This is a genomic window from Streptomyces sp. MMG1533, from assembly GCF_001279775.1.
GTDB lineage: Bacteria > Actinomycetota > Actinomycetes > Streptomycetales > Streptomycetaceae > Streptomyces.
This window is the reverse complement of sequence record NZ_LGDG01000025.1, coordinates 1-19,008: the sequence shown is the minus strand read 5'-3', so window position 1 is coordinate 19,008 and position 19,008 is coordinate 1. Positions and strand designations below refer to the sequence as shown.

General features: G+C 68.4%; 13 protein-coding genes and 3 pseudogenes. 15 read left to right on the top strand and 1 reads right to left on the bottom strand.

Features of this window, described 5'->3' with window-relative positions; translation table 11 throughout:
* The 5 genes and pseudogenes from ADK57_RS05590 to rox form a co-directional block, all read left to right on the top strand.
* A partial coding sequence (locus tag ADK57_RS05590) for a glycoside hydrolase family 32 protein (protein WP_063785928.1) occupies window positions 1-1,428 on the top strand: 1,428 nt, incomplete at its 5' end.
* Window positions 1,429-1,919: 491 nt separating this feature from the next.
* Window positions 1,920-2,546: a class I SAM-dependent methyltransferase gene (locus ADK57_RS05580; protein ID WP_053748212.1), complete on the top strand. Its 627-nt coding sequence runs from the start codon at window positions 1,920-1,922 to the stop codon at window positions 2,544-2,546.
* Window positions 2,547-2,598: 52 nt separating this feature from the next.
* Window positions 2,599-3,324: pseudogene (locus tag ADK57_RS46955) on the top strand (transposase); the annotation flags it as partial.
* 32 nt (window positions 3,325-3,356) lie between these two features.
* The gene (locus ADK57_RS05575; protein WP_053748211.1) at window positions 3,357-3,782 is read left to right on the top strand and encodes a hypothetical protein; all 426 of its coding nucleotides are present in this window, start codon (window positions 3,357-3,359) and stop codon (window positions 3,780-3,782) included.
* Window positions 3,783-4,135: 353 nt separating this feature from the next.
* Window positions 4,136-5,680, top strand: a complete 1,545-nt coding sequence (gene rox / locus ADK57_RS05570) for a rifampin monooxygenase (RefSeq protein ID WP_053748208.1) — start codon at window positions 4,136-4,138, stop codon at window positions 5,678-5,680.
* Between the two features lie 82 nt (window positions 5,681-5,762).
* Here the strand turns inward: rox and ADK57_RS05565 are convergent.
* Window positions 5,763-6,759, bottom strand: a pseudogene (locus ADK57_RS05565) (ADP-ribosylglycohydrolase family protein).
* A gap of 430 nt (window positions 6,760-7,189) precedes the next feature.
* On the opposite strand from ADK57_RS05565, the gene ADK57_RS05560 reads away from it, so the two are divergent.
* From ADK57_RS05560 to ADK57_RS05515, 10 genes and pseudogenes are all read left to right on the top strand, one after another.
* Window positions 7,190-7,639 carry a hypothetical protein gene (locus ADK57_RS05560; protein WP_053748207.1) on the top strand — a complete coding sequence of 150 codons (450 nt, stop codon included), beginning with the start codon at window positions 7,190-7,192 and terminating at the stop codon, window positions 7,637-7,639.
* Window positions 7,636-7,824, top strand: coding sequence for a hypothetical protein (locus tag ADK57_RS46950; protein WP_053748206.1), 189 nt, complete (start codon window positions 7,636-7,638; stop codon window positions 7,822-7,824). The genes ADK57_RS05560 and ADK57_RS46950 overlap by 4 nt, the downstream gene beginning before the upstream one ends.
* Window positions 7,825-8,180: 356 nt before the next feature.
* Window positions 8,181-9,947, top strand: coding sequence for a trypsin-like serine protease (locus ADK57_RS05550; protein WP_234389979.1), 1,767 nt, complete (start codon window positions 8,181-8,183; stop codon window positions 9,945-9,947).
* Between the two features lie 222 nt (window positions 9,948-10,169).
* Complete coding sequence (locus tag ADK57_RS05545) at window positions 10,170-11,144, top strand: ABC transporter ATP-binding protein (protein WP_324612178.1); 975 nt, start codon at window positions 10,170-10,172, stop codon at window positions 11,142-11,144.
* Window positions 11,141-12,778 carry an ABC transporter permease gene (locus ADK57_RS05540; RefSeq protein ID WP_053748204.1) on the top strand — a complete coding sequence of 546 codons (1,638 nt, stop codon included), beginning with the start codon at window positions 11,141-11,143 and terminating at the stop codon, window positions 12,776-12,778. Before ADK57_RS05545 ends, ADK57_RS05540 begins: the two co-directional genes overlap by 4 nt.
* A gap of 231 nt (window positions 12,779-13,009) precedes the next feature.
* Window positions 13,010-13,482: pseudogene (locus ADK57_RS46945) on the top strand (IS5 family transposase); the annotation flags it as partial.
* A gap of 402 nt (window positions 13,483-13,884) precedes the next feature.
* The gene (locus ADK57_RS46940) at window positions 13,885-14,373 is read left to right on the top strand and encodes a GNAT family N-acetyltransferase (RefSeq protein ID WP_078972970.1); all 489 of its coding nucleotides are present in this window, start codon (window positions 13,885-13,887) and stop codon (window positions 14,371-14,373) included.
* Between the two features lie 625 nt (window positions 14,374-14,998).
* Entirely contained in the window at window positions 14,999-15,934 is a 936-nt protein-coding gene (locus tag ADK57_RS46935) for a DUF402 domain-containing protein (RefSeq protein WP_078972968.1), read from the top strand.
* A 284-nt stretch (window positions 15,935-16,218) separates the two neighbouring features.
* Window positions 16,219-17,505: an ArsR/SmtB family transcription factor gene (locus tag ADK57_RS50910; RefSeq protein WP_234389977.1), complete on the top strand. Its 1,287-nt coding sequence runs from the start codon at window positions 16,219-16,221 to the stop codon at window positions 17,503-17,505.
* On the top strand, window positions 17,502-18,755 hold the full coding sequence (locus tag ADK57_RS05515; protein WP_053748199.1) for an MFS transporter: 1,254 nt from the start codon (window positions 17,502-17,504) through the stop codon (window positions 18,753-18,755). Before ADK57_RS50910 ends, ADK57_RS05515 begins: the two co-directional genes overlap by 4 nt.
* Window positions 18,756-19,008: the final 253 nt, after the last annotated feature.

Sequence of the window (19,008 nt, the reverse complement as noted above, 5' to 3'; positions counted from 1 at the left end):
GACCGCCACCTGCCCGCCGTACACCTGCGCCCGCCCCGCAACTGGATCAACGATCCCAACGGGCTGGTCTTCCATGACGGCCACTACCACGTGTTCTTCCAGTACAACCCGCACGGCCCGCAGCACGCGAACATGCACTGGGGCCACTTCCGCAGCCCCGACCTGATCACCTGGGAACAGCTCCCGGTCGCCCTCGCCCCCACCCCCTGCGGCGACGACGCCGATGGCTGCTACTCCGGCAACGCGATCTCCGTCGACGGCCGGCTGCTGGCCTTCTACTCCGTCAACCGCACCGGCCGCTGGTGGCAGCCGGTCACCACCGCCGAGTCGTACGACGGCGGTTACACCTGGGCCAAACGGCCGGAGCTGCTCATCTCGCAGCCGCCCGCAGGAACCACCATGTACCGGGACCCCTACGTCTGGCAGCACGACGGCGGCTGGCGGATACTGGTCGGCTCAGCCCTCACCGACGGCCGCGGAGCGGCACTGCTCTACGAGTCCGAGGACCTGGAGAACTGGGCCTACCTCGGCCCCTTCCACACCAGCCCCGCCGACACCGCTGATCCCGCCGGCTGGGAATGCCCCCAGTACGCGACCTTCGGTGACCGCGGCGTCCTGATCGTCAGCGACTGGACCCCGCAGGGCGGCCCAAGCCACGTGACGGTCCACACCGGCCACGAGGAACACGGCCGCTTCACCGCGACCGTACCCCCCGTACGACTGGACCACGGCCCGGACTTCTACGCCCCCGCCCTGTTGAAGGCCCCCGGGGAAGAACGGTGGCTGCTGTGGGGCTGGGCGTGGGAGGCCCGCGACGCGGAGTGGACGAACGAGTCGGGCTGGGCAGGAGCCCTCACCCTCCCTCGCGAACTGACCCTGGCCGACGACGGCACGGTCGCCCAGCGCCCCGCACGCGAACTGCTCGCCCTGCGCGGGGAACCCATCCTGCCCCGCACCGGACAGGTCACCCGATCCCGGCCGGTTGAACTCGGGGAGGTCAGCCGCACCTTCGACCTCACCGCCACCCTGACTCCCGACCCCAACGGCACGACCGGCCTGCGTCTGGTCACCTCGGCCGACGGCACCGAGTACCTCGACATCAGCCTCGACCCCTCCGCCGGCCGGCTCACCGTCGACCGCGGTCACGCATCACTGGACGTGCGAGCACGAGCGGGCGCATACAGCCTCCCCTGCCCTGCTGCGAAGGTGCCGGGCACACCTGTCGAACTCCGTATCGTCGTGGACCGTTCGATCGCCGAGATCTACCTCGCCACCGGACAGGTCCTCACCCTCAGGTTCTATCCGGTCGGGGACGGACCATGGCGGCTCCAGGCCCACAGCACAGGCCCCGGAGCCGGCAACTTCACCTTCGAAGCGTGGGACATGGACCCCGGCCGAATCCATCAGGAGCAGCTTCTGGACTCATAATCCGCCGGCCGGCGGAGAGAAACACAAAAAGGGCGCCGAACCCACCCGCGCCGCCCTGCTCCACGCCCGCATGACTCCGCCCCTCACGCGCTGAGCCGCTTCTTTGCGCGCCCCGGCCCCGCTCGGGCCCGGAGCGCGCACCCGCGAGGCGCGGGCTCACGCCTTGCGCCGGTCCACGAGGACCTGACCCGCGATCAGGTCCTGGACTGGCGAAACCGCGACGCGAAGAACCACGAGATCATGTTCGCGCACATCGACCGGTACGGCGAGGTGTCGGCGAGACGCCTGTTCACCGGTCAAAAGGTGAGCCAGGCGCAGCGCGTGTCCAGCCTCGGGCACCTGAACCTGGGCTTACACCCCCTGAGGGCGGGCGTGAGCGAGCAGGTGTTTGCGGCGTCGATCCGGCTAGGGTCGTGCTGCCCGCCGCGCTGGAGGCGGTGAGGAAGGCGATGGCACCGTCCTCGTCCTGTCTACCGGAAGGCACGCAGACCATGAGCAGCCAACGCGACCGCTGGGCGAAACTGACAGGCGGACAAGCCGGAGAGGAGTACGCCCGGCGGTTTGCGCGGCTCGCTGAATCAGGCCACGACATCCACGGCGAGGCCGCCTTCTGCAACGCGCTGCTGAAACCTGCCGCCCGGATCCTCGATGCCGGCTGCGGCACCGGGCGGATCGCGATCCGACTCGCCGAGCTGGGGCACCTCTGCACGGGCGTGGACGTCGACCGCTCCATGCTCGCCGTCGCCCGCCGCAACGCCCCCACGCAAGAGTGGCTCCACGGTGACTTGGCACACCTGGACAGCCTCAGTCTGGAACCCGGCTTCGACCTGGCACTCGCCGCAGGAAACGTCATCCCCTTGCTGGCTCCCGGTACCGAACCAGCTGTTGTGCGGCAACTTGCCGCCGCATTGCGCGCCGGCGGACTGCTGATCACCGGCATGGGACTGGACGCGGAACACCTGCCACTGCCGGAACCGACAGTGACGCTGACGGAGTTCGACCACTGGTGCACGGAGGCCGGACTGACGCTGCGGCAGCGCTTCGCTACCTGGGCCGGCGACCCTTACCGTCCAGGCGGCGGCTACGCCGTCAGCGTGCATGGCCGTCCCGCCGCCTGAGTGCCGCACCGCCGAGGTCCTTGTTCCTGCCACCGTCGCAGGCACTTCCCAGGTGAAGAAGCGCATCGGGTCCTACTCGCGTGTCCGCGTCGAGGGTGGTGGCCGGGCGGTGGTCTCGCAGGCGGGAGACGTCCTGTTGGTGGAAACGGCCCGGAAGACAGGGCTGACCAGGTGATATCGGCGGCTCTGGCACCGTGGTGCAGGGCGCGGGCGGTGCACGATCCGGGGAAGATCCTGCTGGATGCAGTCCTGGCGGTCGCGCTCGGCGGAGACTGTCTGGCCGACGTTTCGTCGACCACGGCCGAGGCGGCAGCGGGGAGCCGGTCGCGGGCCTGCTGCGCCCGGCAACGCGGGCAGCAACACCGCAGTCGACCACATCACCACCGCCCAACTCGCCCTGGCCCAGCTGCCGAAGAAGTACCGGCGCGGGCGTCAGACACTGATCCGGACCGACTCCGGCGGCGGCACCCACGAGTTCGTGGCCCGGCTGGCCAGGCGCGGCAGGTGGCTGTCGTACTCGGTCGGCATGTCCATCACCGAGCAGATCCACCACGCCGTCCTGAAGGTTCCCGCCTCCTCGGCCTGGACCGCGGCCACCGAACTCGACGGAGAAGTTGGTGACGGCGCCTGGGTCGCCGAACTCGACGGCGACGTGCTCCAGAGCTGGCCGAAGGGAATGTGGCTGATCGTCCGCAGAGAACGCCCGCACCCCGGCGCCCAGTTGCGCTTCACCGACGCCGACGGACTGCGGCTGACCCGCTTCGCCACCAACACCACCAACACCACCAGCACGGCGATCGCGGCCCTCAACTGCCGGACGTGCGTATCCCTGATGCCTCGGTGCAGAACTGGCAGGATGCCCTTGATCTTGTCGCGGAGAGGGGCTGGAAGTGCCAGTGCTCCGAAGGAGAGATGGTGCTTCCGGTGCCTCGGGCGGAGGCCGTGCTGTCCCGACCAGCGGATGCTGAGTGCCCGAACCTGCGTGTCCGGCTGACTGCTGATGTGCTGGCGATCTTCCGTTTCTCTTCAGACGAGGAGATCGATTTCGATGTTGATCTGCGGGAGTTGCAGGGGCAGGAGCGACTTGATGTGTTCTGCGGCTTCTTGCGGCAGATCGAGGGGCGGTTGGGCAAGCCTGTGTTGATGGATCCGGAGGGCGCCTATGGCCATCCGGTGCTCGGCTTCGATGTCGAAGCTGATCGAGTTGTCCTCCTTGCGGAGCCGCTGGGCAGGTGACTGCGGCCGAGGGCCGGGGTTCGTAGAAGGCGCCGTCGCGGAGTATCGGGCAGAGGGACCAGCCGGGCCGCCACGCCCGACCGCGACCGTGACCGGGACCAGTCGGGCCGCCACGCCGGATTCGCCCTGCAGTCGCACGGGCCCGTTCGGAGTCGTGATCACGTGGCTGGGAAAGGATTGGACGGGTGATGCTCGGGCTTGTAGCTTGCAGTGGACCGTGACACCGCCCGAGGAGGTGAGACCCATGAACGCTGTATCGATGTGGGTGCTCCCCTTCCCGCCACGGTCGGGCGATTGACGTAGGTGTCGCCGGGAGCGCCTCGCCAGCGAGGCACTCCCGAAAGGCAACACCTATGCACTCTCCGCAGTTCACCGCCGAGCCGTCGTCGAACGATACGGTCGAGCGCGACTTCACCGTGGGCGACGTCCCCGGACTCCGGTCGTCGGCCTCCGGCGCCGATCGTGCGCCTCTCATGTTCGACGTGATCATTGCCGGGTGCGGTCCGACTGGCGCGATGCTGGCCGCTGAACTGCGGCTGCACGGTGTGCGGGTACTCGTTCTGGAGAAGGAAACCGAGCCCGTATCGTTCGTCCGCATCGTCGGTCTGCATATTCGCAGTCTCGAGCTGATGGCGATGCGCGGACTGGTGGATCGCATTCTCGAACATGGAAGACGGCGTCCGGCCGGCGGATTCTTCGCCGCAATCAACAAACCCGCGCCTGAGGACCTGGATTCCGCGCACGCCTATCTGCTGGGAATCCCGCAGCCGGTGATCGTTCACCTGCTTGAAGAGCATGCGATCGAACTGGGTGCGCAGGTTCGGCGCGGTTGTGCGGTGGCCGATTTCGAGCAGGACGACGAGGGTGTGACCGTCGAGCTGGCCGACGGCGAACAGCTGCGTTCGCGCTATCTCGTCGGCTGTGACGGCGGGCGCAGTACGGTGCGCAAAGTGCTCGGCGTCGGCTTCCCCGGTGAGCCCTCGCGAACCGAGACGCTGATGGGCGAGATGGAAGTGGGTGTGCCGCAGGAGGAGATCGCCGCCAGGGTGGCCCAAATCGGCGAGACCAATAAGCGATTCTGGCTCAGGCCCTTCGGCGAAGGGGCATATAGCGTCGTAGTCCCCGTCGCGGGAGTCAGCGATCGTGCGGAACCGCCCACCCTCGAGGATTTCAAACAACAGCTCCGCGCCATCGCCGGAACCGATTTCGGCGTGCACTCCCCGCGCTGGTTGTCCCGCTTCGGGGATGCCACCCGGCTAGCCGAGCGTTATCGGGTCGGGCGGGTGCTGCTGGCCGGCGATGCGGCACACATCCATCCACCCACCGGCGGACAGGGCCTCAACCTGGGCGTTCAGGACGCATGCAACCTCGGCTGGAAACTGGCCGCACAGATTCGCGGCTGGGCGCCAAGAGCACTGCTGGACACCTACCATGCCGAACGTCGTCCGGTCGCCGAGGACGTGCTGGACAACACCCGCGCCCAGATGGAACTGCACTCCACCGAACCGGGCCCGCAGGCCGTGCGCAGACTGCTCACCGAACTGATGGACTTCGACGAGGTGAACCGCTATCTGATCGAGAAGATCACCGCGATCGGCATCCGCTACGACTTCGGTGAAGGTCCCGACCTGCTCGGCCGTCGCCTGCGCGACATCGACGTGAAACAGGGCCACCTCTACGGCCTGCTGCATCGCGGCCGCGGCCTGCTGCTGGACCGCACCGAACGCCTGACCGTCGGCGGCTGGTCAGACCGGGTCGATTACCTCGCGGATCCCACTGCGGTACTGGATGTTCCGTGCGTCCTGCTACGCCCCGACGGCCACGTCGCCTGGATCGGCGACGACCAGCAGGACCTGGACGGCCAGCTCTCCCGCTGGTTCGGCAAGCCCGCCAACTGATTTCGCCCGAGCAACCAAAAAGGCCTGTGAGGAGGATCGGAACGGCCCGTAGCGACTGACCATCGGAAGGCCGGAGGAGGCATCAGCCGTGGTGCTCCGGCGCCAGGGTCGGCCTGCGAGGAGGGTTGGCCTCCGAGTGATGACCGGAAGACGGCGGAACAGCACCGCGGGGCGGATCGGCGCAGGCGGCCGTGCGTTCGTCCAACCGGCCGAATCCTGGGAGCGGGACATGGAGCGGCTGCGTCCAGTGGGCGGGGATTGCATCCAGCCCGTAGTACGCCCCCGCGAGGCCTCCGGTCACCGCGGCGACGGTGTCCGTGTCACCGCCGGGGTCGATCGCCGCACGTATCGCGTCTTCGTCTTCGAAGCTGGTGGTGGTGCGCAGGGCCCAGACGGCGGAGCCCAGGCGGGGCCGGACGGCACCGTTGAACTCGGTCGCCTGATCGGGGTGCCAGTCGGGCGCGAGGACTGTGGCGTAACAGCCGCGGTGGTCGGGGTGGACAAGAGCCAGGATGTCCGGGAGCGCGGTGAGGGGGGTCGGTGTCCTGGAACGTGACGCGGATGAGTTCGTGGAAGATCGCGGTGCCTTCCCAGGCCGCGCGGTCACCGTGGGTGAGGGCAGCGATGCGGCGGGCCGCGTCCATGGCGGCTTCTTGGCCGGCGGCCGCGAAGTGGACCGCGGAGGTCGATGCCCGCATCAAGGAGCCGTTTCCCGCTGCTCGTTGGTTGACCTGGAAATGGATCGCGGCCGCGAGGTCCCAGGGCATGCCGTTGGTCAGGACGTCTTCGGTCTGCAAGCCGATGTCCTTCGGTTCTGTTGCTGCCCACCGCTGGAAGCGGGCGAAGATGTCCGGCAGATCCATTCCGCCCCGCTCCAGCAGCGACTCCGCGACCAGGACGGCCATCTGCGCGTCGTCAGTGGCCTCGCCGGGGTCCCAGCCACCGCCTCCGCACATCTCACCACCGGCACCAGGCGCGGGAAACCACGCGGAGAACGCTCCCAGGGGACTGAACTCGAAGGGGCCGCCCAGGGCGTCACTCACCGCTGAGCCGACGACCGCGCCGGCGGCCCGCTGAATCCGCTGTAATCGCGCAGGCCATCTGTGCTGGGCCGACGGCCGCGCGGCCCTGTTCCTTCTTCGGCTCCCCGAACCATCGGCGGCGAACGCGTCTCGTCTACGGAGGTGTGCCGCGCGAGACACCCTGGGTCTCAGACACCCGTACAGGGTCACACAAGAGAGTCCAGCGCGGTCGCATCCGGCAGTTGCGCGGCGCCGGCCACGATCTCCGGGAATGACGGTCTTCTGTATCGAGTGATTGTCGTTGCTTGCGCCGTTGAGGAGGAGGTGAGTGCGTCCGTACGGCGAGCACAGCATTGGCAGGTTCAGCAGTTCGCCAATCGTCTCTGGACTCTGGCTGTCCTACCGCAAGTGGGTGTCGGTAGTGAGCGTTAGATTCTGCGCGCAAGGGTCGTCATCGCGGCGGCCACCGTGCGGGGAGGGCGGTTTGATGGACGGGGGACCTGCGGGAAACGGGCTGCGCTGGATAGCCGATGCCTACAGCACCAGCTTCACGCTCACACTCAGCGAGGGCCTCTCACCGTACGAGCTGCTGCGCCGCGTCGGCGCCGAGGAGCGCCACCTTGTCCCGCTCACCCGCTCCGCAGCGTACGAGCTGCTGCTGAGGGATGAGGAGGACCACATCAGCGACCTCGACTTCCTGGACTGGGAAGACGAAGCGGCGGTTGCCCGGCTGACAAGTGCCGGCTTTCTGCCCGCCCCGCCGCACACCGTCGTCAGAGCGGGCTCGGTGGCGGGCTGGGCGTATGCGCTGGAGGAATTCCACTGCCGGACGGGCCCGTACCTCGTGGCGCTGTCCGAGCGCGGACGGGCGTTCTGCGTGCATCGCAACGCGAAGGGCTTCAGCCGCATCGACATGCCTGCCGCGGCGATGCGGTGACGTCCTTCGAGCCTGGCCTGCCGCACCTCAGGAACGGCGCCCCGGCCGAGGTGGCGCTCGGCTTCGTGTACGACGGTCATGAGCTGGGCGATGTCGCCTTCCTGCGGTTCCTGGAGGGTGAGCTCGGTATCTACCTCTCCTGTGAGGAGACGGAGGCAGAGCTTCCGGCAGCCGCTTTCACCTGATGCCGCCCTCGGATGGCCACGTTCTGCTGGTGGTGGGACAGGACCACAGAACCTCGTGGATTCAGGCCTCGAAGAACAGCGCTTGTCCCGCTGCTGTCCGCTCGTTCCGGGTCAACATCTGACCTGACCTGTTGCTTTCCCACCGCGTGGCACCCCGCATGCAGCAGTCATCAGTGACGGAGGTCGGCTCTTGGGCGCTGAGAGGGAGGGGCGTGCTTCGCGTCCCTTCCGTCTCATGTTCCTTTGGGGGGACTTCGTTGACCACGACACGGTCCGGCGGCCGTCGCAGACGCCGGATACGCATTGCCCTGCCCGTGGCCGGCGCCGGTGTCGCCGCGGCTGTCGCCGCCGTGGTGATGGCCTCTTCCGCCGGTGCGGCCACCACCGTGCCGACCCCGGTGGTCAAGCCGGCCATCGGCTCGCCTTCGCTTTCCACCCTGGAGAAGCGCATCACGGGCGCCCTTGCCGGCGACGACACTGCGGGTCTGACGACCGGGAAGTCGTCGCTGGGCTCCGGCCCGAACACGTCGAGCGTCGAACCGATGGTCATCGGTGGCAGCGAGACCGCCATCAGCACGGCCCCGTGGATGGCCCAGCTCTGGTACCACGACGACAGGAACACCACCGACACCAGCGACGACGTGGGCTTCTTCTGCGGTGGCGCGGTCGTGGCGCCGACGAAGATCCTGACCGCCGCCAGCTGCCTCAGGACCGACAACAGGGACTACAACTGGCAGGCCCACGGCGCCGTCGTCACGGGTGCCGACCAACTGCCCACCACCGACTCCACCGGTACCACGGACCTGCACGGCGGGCAGGCCACGGCCGTGCTGCGCCAGTGGTGGCAGCCGGGATACGACCCGGTGGACAAGGAGGCGGGGAGGAACGAGAGTGACCTGGGGCTGCTCACTCTGGCCGTCCCGGTCAAGGCCACGCCGATCCGCATGGTCGGCTACGGCGACACCGGCTCGTACGCCGCCGGCACCCAGGCCAAGGTCTACGGCTGGGGCCGTACCAGCACCACCAGCCAGGACATCTCCCAGACGCTGCAGACGGCCACGCTGACCCTGCAGTCCGACAGCACCTGCTCCGGCGTCTACGACTCGGCCTTCGTCGCGGGAAAGATGGTCTGCGCAGGCACCCAGAGCGGGAGCGACACCGGTACCAGCGCGATGTGCGACGGTGACTTCGGCGGTCCGCTCGTGGTGGGCGGCAGGATCGCCGGCGTGGCCTCCTTCGGTTACTACAACGACTGCGCGGCGAAGGGCTACTACAGCGTCTTCACCAAGGTGAGTGCCTACGTCGGCTCCGCTTATCCCCAGATCGACGACACGAACCTGAGCACCTTCAACAGCAAGGCCGACGGCAAGGCCGACATCTTTGTCCGGGAGTCCTCCACGAAGACCGGCTACGAGAAGGACTCCAACGGCAGCTCCTTCGGCGCCCGCGCCTCCTGGGGCAACTGGAGCGGCGTCAACCTGGTCCTCCAGACGGACCTCAACCGGGACGGCTACCAGGACCTGATCTACCGGGTCAGCTCCACCGGTGACGTGTACTGGGAGCACTTCGTGCTCAACAGTGCCCGTACGGACGGCTCCTGGACCGACACGAAGATCTTCACCGGCTGGAAGACCCGCACCCGGATCATCGCGCCGGGCGACGTCACCGGCGACTACCTGCCCGACATCCTGTCGGTGGACTCCGGCGGGACACTGTGGATCTACCCGGGCAAGGGCAACGGCACCTTCGGCTCCCGCTTCTCGGCCCGCACCGGCTGGAATCAGTACAACTCCGTGCGCGGCCACGGCGACCTCACCGGTGACGGCAGGGCAGACCTGCTTGCCCGCCAGTCCAGCACCGGCGACCTGTACCTGTACAAGGGCACCGGCAAGACCGGCTCCGAGGCATTCTCCTCCCGGATCAAGGTTCGCAGCGCCTGGACCGGCTACAACGCCTTCGATGCGGTCGGCGACATCAGCGGCGACGGCAAGGCCGACTTCCTGGCCCGCACCTCCGGCGGCACGCTCTACCTGTACAAGGGCACCGGGAAGGCGACCACCGAGATCTTTGCCCCACGGGTCTCGGTCGGCACCGGTTTCCAGCAGTACGACATCTGGGGCTGAAACCGCAGGTGGGCCAGGCTCACCTGCGGGTAATGGTCACGCACGGTGCCCATCGCCTTATGCGGTGGGCACTGTACGTTGTGCGACTCCACGTGCTGCCTGCCCGTCACACAGGACGATGGGCCCGGGATCCGGGACGGTTCGGCCCTACCCCGTGGCTGCTTTCTGCGTGGATGCTTGCGGTGAGGGGGGCGAAGGATGTTCGCGGTGAGGTGAGCGGACGTGACAGCGATGATCTCGGTTTCCGGGCTGGTCAAGGAGTTCGGTGCGACCCGGGCCCTTGACGGTCTCGACCTGGTTGTGGGGACCGGGGAGGTGCACGGCTTCCTGGGGCCGAACGGCGCCGGCAAGACGACCACGCTCCGGGTCCTGCTGGGACTGCTGCGCAGGGACGGCGGGGCGGTTTCGGTGCTGGGCGGGGATCCGTGGCGGGACGCGGTCTCGCTCCACCGCAGGCTGGCGTTTGTGCCGGGGGAGGTGAATCTGTGGCCGAACCTCACCGGGGGTGAGGTGATCGACCTGCTGGGCGCATTGCGCGGGGGCCTCGACCGCAAGCGCCGGGCCGACCTGATGGAGCGGTTCCAGCTCGACCCGGGCAAGCGGTGTCGCGCCTACTCCAAGGGCAATCGGCAAAAGGTTGCCCTCGTGGCGGCCTTCGCCTCCGATGTCGAGCTGTATCTCCTGGACGAGCCGACCTCCGGTCTGGACCCGCTGATGGAGGAGGTCTTCCAGGAGGTGGTCCGGGAAGTGCGCGGGGCCGGCCGGAGTGTGTTGCTGTCCAGCCACATCCTGTCCGAGGTGGAGGCGCTGTGCGACCGCGTCACCATCATCCGTGCGGGCCGGGCCGCCGAGTCGGGCACCTTCGACGAGCTGCGCCATCTGACCCGTACGACGGTGACCGTCGAGACCGCCAAGCCGATCGACGCGCTGGCCGAGGTGCCGGGGGTGCACGACCTGAGCGGGGACCACACCCGTGCGCGGTTCAGTGTGGACGCCGGTGCAATGGGTGAGGTGCTGCGGCACGTGGTGGCCTTCGACGTCCGTACGCTGACCAGCTCGCCGCCCACGCTCGAGGAGCTGTTCCTGCGCCACTACGGGGACGACATACGCGTCCCGGACGCCTCGGATACCTCGGACGCCTCGGATACCGAAGGGGGCCTCCCGGACACCGGGGCGGGCCTGGGGAGTTCGCGATGACCGGGCGGACGGCCGGCTTGACCGGCGCGGTCGCGCTCACCCGGCTCGCGCTGCGGCGCGACCGGTTCGCCCTTTCCGCCTGGGTTCTCGGGCTGAGCGCGTTCATGGCCGGTATCACCGCCATGAGTGTCAGCGGCCTCCCCACGCGTCAGGACGTGATCGAGCAGACCGAGCTCATGGCGGGCAACGCGGCGATGCGCATGCTGGGTCTGGCTTCCGGCGCCAGTGTCGGCGGTTACACGCTGGTCCGCGGCTATCTGACGCTGGCGGTGCTCACGGCGCTGATGAGTACATTCGCCGTGGTGCGCCACACCCGCCAGAACGAGGAGACCGGGCGTGCCGATCTGCTGGGCGCGACAGTCGTGGGACGGTACGCGGGGCTCGCTGCCGGGGTCGTCGTCGCCGTCGGCGCGAACATCGCGCTGTCGGGGCTGCTGGGCCTGGCGATGATCGTGAACGGTCAGCCGGTGGCGGGCTCGGTCACTGCCGGCGCGTCGGTCGGCGCGGTCGGCATCGTGTTCGCCGGTGTTGCCGCGATCGCCGTACAGCTGTCGTCCACCACGCGTGGGGCCAGTGGTATCGCCTCGGCGGTCCTCGGGCTCGCCTTTCTGCTCAGCGGTGTCGGGAACATGCTCGGCCGGGCCGACGCGAGTGGGCTGCGGGTGATCAGTGCCTGGCCCTCCTGGGTGTCCCCGCTCGGCTGGGGCCAGCAGATGCGGCCGTTCGGCGGTGATCACTGGTGGCCGCTCGCGCTGTTCGCCGTCCTGTTTGGCGTCCTGCTCGGCGTGGCCGGCACGCTCGTGCGCCGACGGGATGTCGGCAGGGGCATGCTCCCCGAGCGGCGCGGTCACGCCGAGGCCGCGCCCGGGCTGCTCAGCCCGTTCGGGCTGGTCTGGCGGCTGCAGCGCGGCTCGCTGCTCGCCTGGGCGGTCGGCATGCTCGGTTTCGGCCTGGTCCTCGGCGCCATCGGTGGTGAGGTCGCGGACATGGACGGCTCGGCCCGCGACTGGTACACGCGCGTGGGCGGCACGGACCGGATCGTCGACGCCTACCGCACATCGATCATCGGGATGGCCGGCATGGCCGCCGCGATCTACACGGTGCAGATCCTGCTGCGCATGCATGCCGAGGAGACCGAGGGCCGTCTGGAGCCCGTCCTGGCGACCGCGGTGAGCAGGGCACGGTGGGCGACGGCCCACATCATCAACGCCGTACTCGGCGCCGCCGGGCTCCTCCTGCTCTTCGCGGTCGGCATGGGAGTGGCGGCCGGCCGGACGCTGGGCGGAGGTGCCGCCGCCCAGCTGGGCGACCTGACGACGGCCGCGCTCGCCCAGCTGCCGGGGATCCTGGTGCTCGGCGGTGTCGTCGTCGCGGTGGTGGGGCTGCTCCCGCGGTGGGCCGGCCCGGTCTCCTGGACCGTGCTCATGGCGTCCGTCCTGCTGGGCCCGCTGTTCGGCCCGAGCCTGGAATGGCCCCAGTGGGCCCAGGACCTGTCGCCGTTCACCCATATCCCCAAGGCACCGGCCGCCGCGATCACCATGGCCCCCGTCGTCACTCTCCTCGTGGCCTTCACCGCCCTCGCGGTGGTCGGTATCGTCGCATCCCGCCACCGCAGCCTGGCCCTCCCGGCCTGAGAGGTCGTTTTCACCTATGGCGTGACACCTTGTCTTGCTTTCTGCAGTGCGACCGTGTGGTGCAGGTGGGGCTGAGATTGGGGCTGGGTCCTACGGGTTGGATGGTGCGACAGCTGAGGTCGAAGTCGAGTTGCGCCCGTTTCATTCCAAGACGTCCGAAGCCGTTTCCGTGCATCGACGAGGCAGAACCCGCGCCTGGGCGCACACACTTGCCGGCGGTACGTCCAGTTCATGGAGGAACGCCGTGCCTCTCCGAGTGATCTGTCCGACGCCCGCTGGGAGCTGGTCGAGCCGGTACTGGTGGCCTGCGGGCCGAGCGACGTCAGCACGCCCTGGACATCGGACGCCCGCCCGAGCATGACCTGCGCGAAATCCTGAACGCGATCCTGTACCTGGACCGCACCGGGGTGCAGTGGCGCTATCTGCCCCACGACTTCCCGCCCTGGGAAACCGTCTACGGCTACTTCGCCAAGTGGCAGAAGGACGGCGTGTTCGCCCAGCTCAACGGACTACTGCGGGAATTGGTGCGGCAGCAGCAAGGTAAAAGAGGCAGCCCGTCGGCCTGCGTGATCGACGCGCAGAGCGTGAAGACGTCCACGAGCGTGCCTGCCGCAAGTCAGGGCACGGACGCGGGCAAGAAGCTCGTGGGTAGGAAGCGCAGCACACTCGGACTGCCGCTGGCAGTGCTGGTCACCGCGGCGGCAGGGCCTGTGCCTCGGGGCTGTGCGGAGCGCGGGGAAAGGCGCATGGAGATCCGTGCGCGGCTCCAGGCCGATGTCCCGGGCTCCGAGGATGGTGAGGGCGTGGCTCCAGCCGTCGGGGACGGCGAACAGGTCGAGGATGATCGGCCTCACGAGGCCAGCCCGAAGTCGTCCTGCACAGGCTGGCTCTTCGCTGCGGCAGGCCCAGGGGAAGCAGCCGTCGACCACTCCGTTCTCCGGCTCCTCCGCAGCGGTTCGGGCGTCCAGTTGCTGCTGGCGGGCGACGCGGCAGTGCCGTGGCCGATCGGGGCCTGGGCGAGTGGTCCCCGGGAGCGGTGCAGGAACGCCTGCCCGAGCAGCCGACCCGCCGCACGAAGGCACTCTCCGGTGCGAAATACTGTCCCGATGAGTTCACGCACTTCCCCGATCAGCCGGCCGATCACGATACGGAGGGCCGTCGCGCGGGATGCCAAACGGCTCACGCGGCTCGTGCGTGGCTCAGGCGCCTACGAGGGTAAGTACGCAGCCGCAGTGGCGGGCTACCGGGTCGGTCCTGATTACATCGAAGCCCACCGCGCTTTCGTAGCCGTCGGCGCCGACGAGCATGGAGGCCGGGTCATCGGGTTCTACTCGCTCGTCCTCGCTCCACCGGAGCTCGACCTGCTGTTCGTCGCCGACGAAGCGCAAGGACGTGGTATTGGACGGCTGCTCGTCGCGCACATGCAGTCCGAGGCCCGTGCCGCCGGGCTCGGCCGTGTCAAGGTCGTGTCGCATCTTCCCGCCGAGGACTTCTACCACCGCGTTGGTGCAGTGCGGACCGGGACCGCGCTCGCGAACCCGCCCGCTGTGCCGTGGGACCGTCCCAAATTCGAGTTTCGCATTCCTTCGGAATGACGCGGTGTGCCGGTTCGCAGGGCACCGGCTTCGCCTGCACGGTGGCTGGCATGCAGGAGCCGCTGGACGCCGCGCGCTCCCTGTGTGCCGTCGTCTCTGCCCTGGCGGGATCGCCTGCGCCAGCGGCCTCTCCCGGCGACTCCCTCGCCTCCGGCACTCCCAGGGCCATCGAAATCGCGTACACCTCGGCTCGCCCACACAGGATCGAGGTCGCCCGCGCAAATACGTAGTTCACACGACCCTGATCTGCGAGACGAAGTGGCCACAGTCCACCGTCAGCGCTGTAGGGGGTGATGCCTTGCGGATCGGCGCGAGGCTGCGGACAGGGGCATCAGAGCCTGACTGTCGTGGGTGTTGGCCAGGTCCGACTCGGCGTTCGGGCCGTCGTATGCGTCGATGATGGCGATGGTCCTGCCGGAGCCGCTGGCGGAGGCGGCAGAGGTCAGGCCCTAAGGCCTGAAGATCGAACGTGGTGCTCCGGGGCCTCTTCCGCCGCGGACCTGACCGGGTAAGCCGAAAGGGCCTTTGGGAAGCTTCCCTGAACGGGGGCTTGCCCAGGCCGTCCCGTCAGCGCTGGGCTGGGCACCGCGAGCCGAACAGTCCGGCAGCGGCGAAGGAGGAACGGGTGCGCACCTTCGAGACGGGACAGACGGTCGTACGACGCGACGTGCACCGCTCCGGCCGCGTGTGGAGCGAGCACGCACTGCGCATCGTCGCCGACACGAGCGAGGCCCTGGTGACAGCCTGTCCGCCGGGAGCCGAGACCCGCTGGCCCGCCCTGTACGTCAAGGCCCACGCAGACGGCGACCGTACGGTGCGCACCGAGGCGTTTGACTTGATGGCGAGTGGAGTCTGGGAGCTGGCGGCCGCGGTGTGGCAGGAGACCGAGCTGCTCCTGTGGAAGCCGCCAGCGGCGTGGTTCAGCGTAAACGCCTTCTACACCATCGGCGGGCTGCGGAACTGGTACGTGAACTTCGAGCACCCCACCGCTCGGACCGGCGATGGGTTCGACACCTTTGACCTCGCCGTGGACCTGGTCGTCGCCCCCGACCTGACCAGCTGGCAGTGGAAGGACGAAGACGAGTACGCGCACGTGCGGCGGCTCGGCATCGTCACCGACACCGAGCACCAGGCCGTGGACGCTGCCCGCGACCAGGCCCTCGCGATGGAGCTTCCACATCGGCCCCACGGGGATGACGATCAGCGCCTTCGGCAGGCAACGCCTGCACATTCCATGGGGCGACATGGACCGCGTCGGCGTCGTGAGCCTCTCCGACCCCGAGGAGCACGCCCTTGTTCTGTGGTCGCGGCCGGGTGCTGCCATACCCCGGTCGATGCTCTTGCCTTTCCGCCGACGCTACGGTGGGCTGTGCATCCTGACTTTGGACAAGTACCGGATCAAGACTTCGCCAGAGCAGATGGATCAAGCACTTGCGCGCTACGCGGGTCGGCGCCACACCCAGATGGCGATGCTGAGGTAGACGCCCGCACTGCCCCACCTGCCCGTCACCCCACCCTGGGACAGGTCATCGGGGGGCGTCTGGTCGCGAGGTCCGGCTGACCCACTCGATCACCCGGATGAGGGTCTGCGGGACCTGCTACAACCGCTCGAAGTCCGAGCGCTGCAAGTGGTGCCGACGCCACCGACCGGTCGCCGGCCGCGATGATGAGGGCGCCCCGATCTGCGTCACCTGCCGCCGGGAGGAGCCCGCCTACCAGGAGAAATCCGGTGTCTGCGGTCGGCTCGACGCCGTCGCCGCCCGCACCACCGACGGGCCCCTCTGCGCTGTCTGCCGCAAACTGCCGATCGTCCAGTGCGGATCCTGCCGCAAGCTCCGCGGCTGCATGTTCGCCAAGACCGACTCGCCTCGCTGCCGGGCTTGTTCACGCAGGCTGGAGCCCTGCACCGACTGCGGACGCCCCTCCCGAGTCACCGCCCGGACCACACGCGGACCCATCTGCGAGAACTGCTGGGAGAAGGCCCCCGAAGCCCACAAGCCCTGCCAGCAGTGCGGCACGGTCGAGTGGCTGTTCCGCTTCGGTCTCTGCCGCCGATGCGCCGGCGAACGCCAGCTGCGGGCGCTGCTGACGCCGCCCGACGGCAAACGCCGTCCTGAGCTCGACAAGGTCGCGGCCGCGCTGCTGGACCTCAACCCCCGCCGGACCCTGCTCTATCTGCGGGAGTCGGACACGGTCACCCGCCTCGTCACCGACCTCGCCGCCGGCACCTGCGAACTCACCCACGAAGCCCTCGACGCCCGCAGGAGCCACCAGCGGGACCTGGCCGTCGACTATTTCCGAGCCGTCCTGGTCTCCGCCGGCCATCCTCCCGGTCCGGGACGAGTACCTGGCCCGCCTGGAGCGATGGATCGACCAGAAGACCGCAGCCATCGACGATCCGGAGCACCGCCGCCCGCTTGGGCTCAGCCCATCGGCTGCCGAGCGATGGGCGGCCGGGGCCGTCAGGACGGCCTACGCAGCCGAGGTGGCCCGCCGATCCCAAGAAGCCGCGCGAGAGGCATTGAGAAGAAGTCTTTGCATAGATATCTTCTCGTCATGCCTGAACTACGACCACGCGTGCTGTCTGACATCGACGCACTCAAGGCCCTCGCTCACCCGCTGCGCCAACAACTGGTGACCTGGCTTCAGCGCCATGGTCCGGCTACGTCCGCCGACCTGGCCGCCGAGTTCGGTGAGGACCGCGGCGCGACCAGCTATCACCTGCGGCAACTGGCCCGGTTCGGGTTCATCGAAGAAGACACGGACCGCTCATCCGGGCGTCGCAAGTACTGGCGAGCCATCCCACAGGACGTGCGGCTGCCGCGCCGCCCAACGGAACCCGAGGTTGCTCTCGCCGCCGAGGAAATCGGCCGGCAATGGATGGAGCGTGCTGATCGTGACCTGACCGCCTACCTGTCCAGCAGAGAGGCGTTCGGCGAATTTGCCGCCAGCGCCATGCACTCCTTCAGCGGCACCATGCTCACCGCTGAGGAACTGGGCGAGTTCGGTGAGGAGTACGTCGCCTTTCTCAAACGCTGGCACCGGGAACCCGGTCAGGCGCCCCCCGGCAGCCGGCACATCTCCATGGTGTTCCATGCCTTCCCCACCCCTGACAGCGGGGACGTTTCGTGACCGCCCCGACCGCCGAAGGAACCGCCGTACGGCCCTCGTTATGGCGCATCCGTGAGTTCGTCGCTCTGTGGAGCGGTCAGGTCGTCTCGACCCTGGGCGCCCAGATCAGCGGGACGGCGATGCCGCTGCTTGTGCTGGCGACCACCGGATCGCCCTCCGACGCCGGAATCGTCGGAGCCGCCGGCACGCTCCCCTTCCTCATCGCTCACCTGCCGGCCGGAGCGCTGGTGGACCGGTGGAACCGCCGCAAGATCCTTCTGATTAGCGAACTCGCCGCGGGACTGGCACTCTCCACCGTCCCGATTGCCATGTGGTGGGGCGAACTCACGGTCGCGCACCTCGCCGTGATCGCCTTCGTGCAGGGACTGTGCTTCGTCTTCTTCGGGCTGGCCGAGCGCGCCGCACTCCCGAAGATCGTCCCTGTCGCGCTCCTGCCAACGGCAGTGGCCCATAACGAGGCCAGAAGCCGCGGTGCGGCTCTGGCCGGTCCTCCCCTGGGCGGCATGCTCTTCGGCATCGACCGCGCCGTGCCTTTCCTGGCTGATGCGGTCTCCTACGTCGTTGCCTCCATCGTGCTGGTGTTCATCCGAAGTGACCTGCAGAACCAGACAAAGCCTCCATCGGAGCCTCTGTGGCAGGCGACCACCGCAGGCTTGCGCTGGGTCTGGCGCCACCCCCTCATCCGCGCAGCGATCCTGTTGATCGCCGTCAGCAACCTGGTCTTCCAGGCTCTCGTATTGATCCTGGTTGTCCTCGCCCAGCACCAAGGCGCCACATCCACCACCATCGGGATGATGCTCGGCATCTACAGCGGTGGTGGTCTGATCGGCGCACTCGCGGCGAGCAGGCTCCATCGTCACTTCAAGCCCAAGACCGTCATCGTCGGCGTCAATTGGATCTGGACTGCGCTTCTGCCTCTGTTCGCAATCACGTCGAACCCTGTGCTGATCGGCGCCATCGGTGCTGCCACCGCCTTCGTCGGACCGCTGTGGAACGTCGTGATCACCACCTACATAACCGTCCTGGTTCCCAACGGGTTGCTGGGGCGTGTCACCAGCGCGGCCATGACCCTGTCCTGGGGGGTCATGCCGCTGGCCTCCCTCGGTGCCGGATACCTGCTCATCACCATCGGACCAATCAGCTCCGTGTTCGTGCTGGCCACGGTGATGTTTGTTACCGCGCTCATCGCCACCTTCAGTCCGGCCGTCCGTCATGCCCCGCCGATCTCCGTGCACGACAAGTCGGCCTGACCTCGACCGCCAACTGCGGGAGTCCGCCCGCCCGGTGCCTGGCTCTATTCCGCACCATCTGTCGGCGTACACGTGATAGTCCCCAGCCACGTGCGGATGAACGCGGACAGCTGCTGACGCGCTGACGGGTGTTGCTCGGCCGTCTGCGGCCGGTCGATGCCAGGCGGCGGGCGGCTGTTGGCGAATCGGACCGGCCGTGCGCGCAGTCAACCGCGACCTGCCGGACGTAGAAAAGCCTTCGACCGACCACACG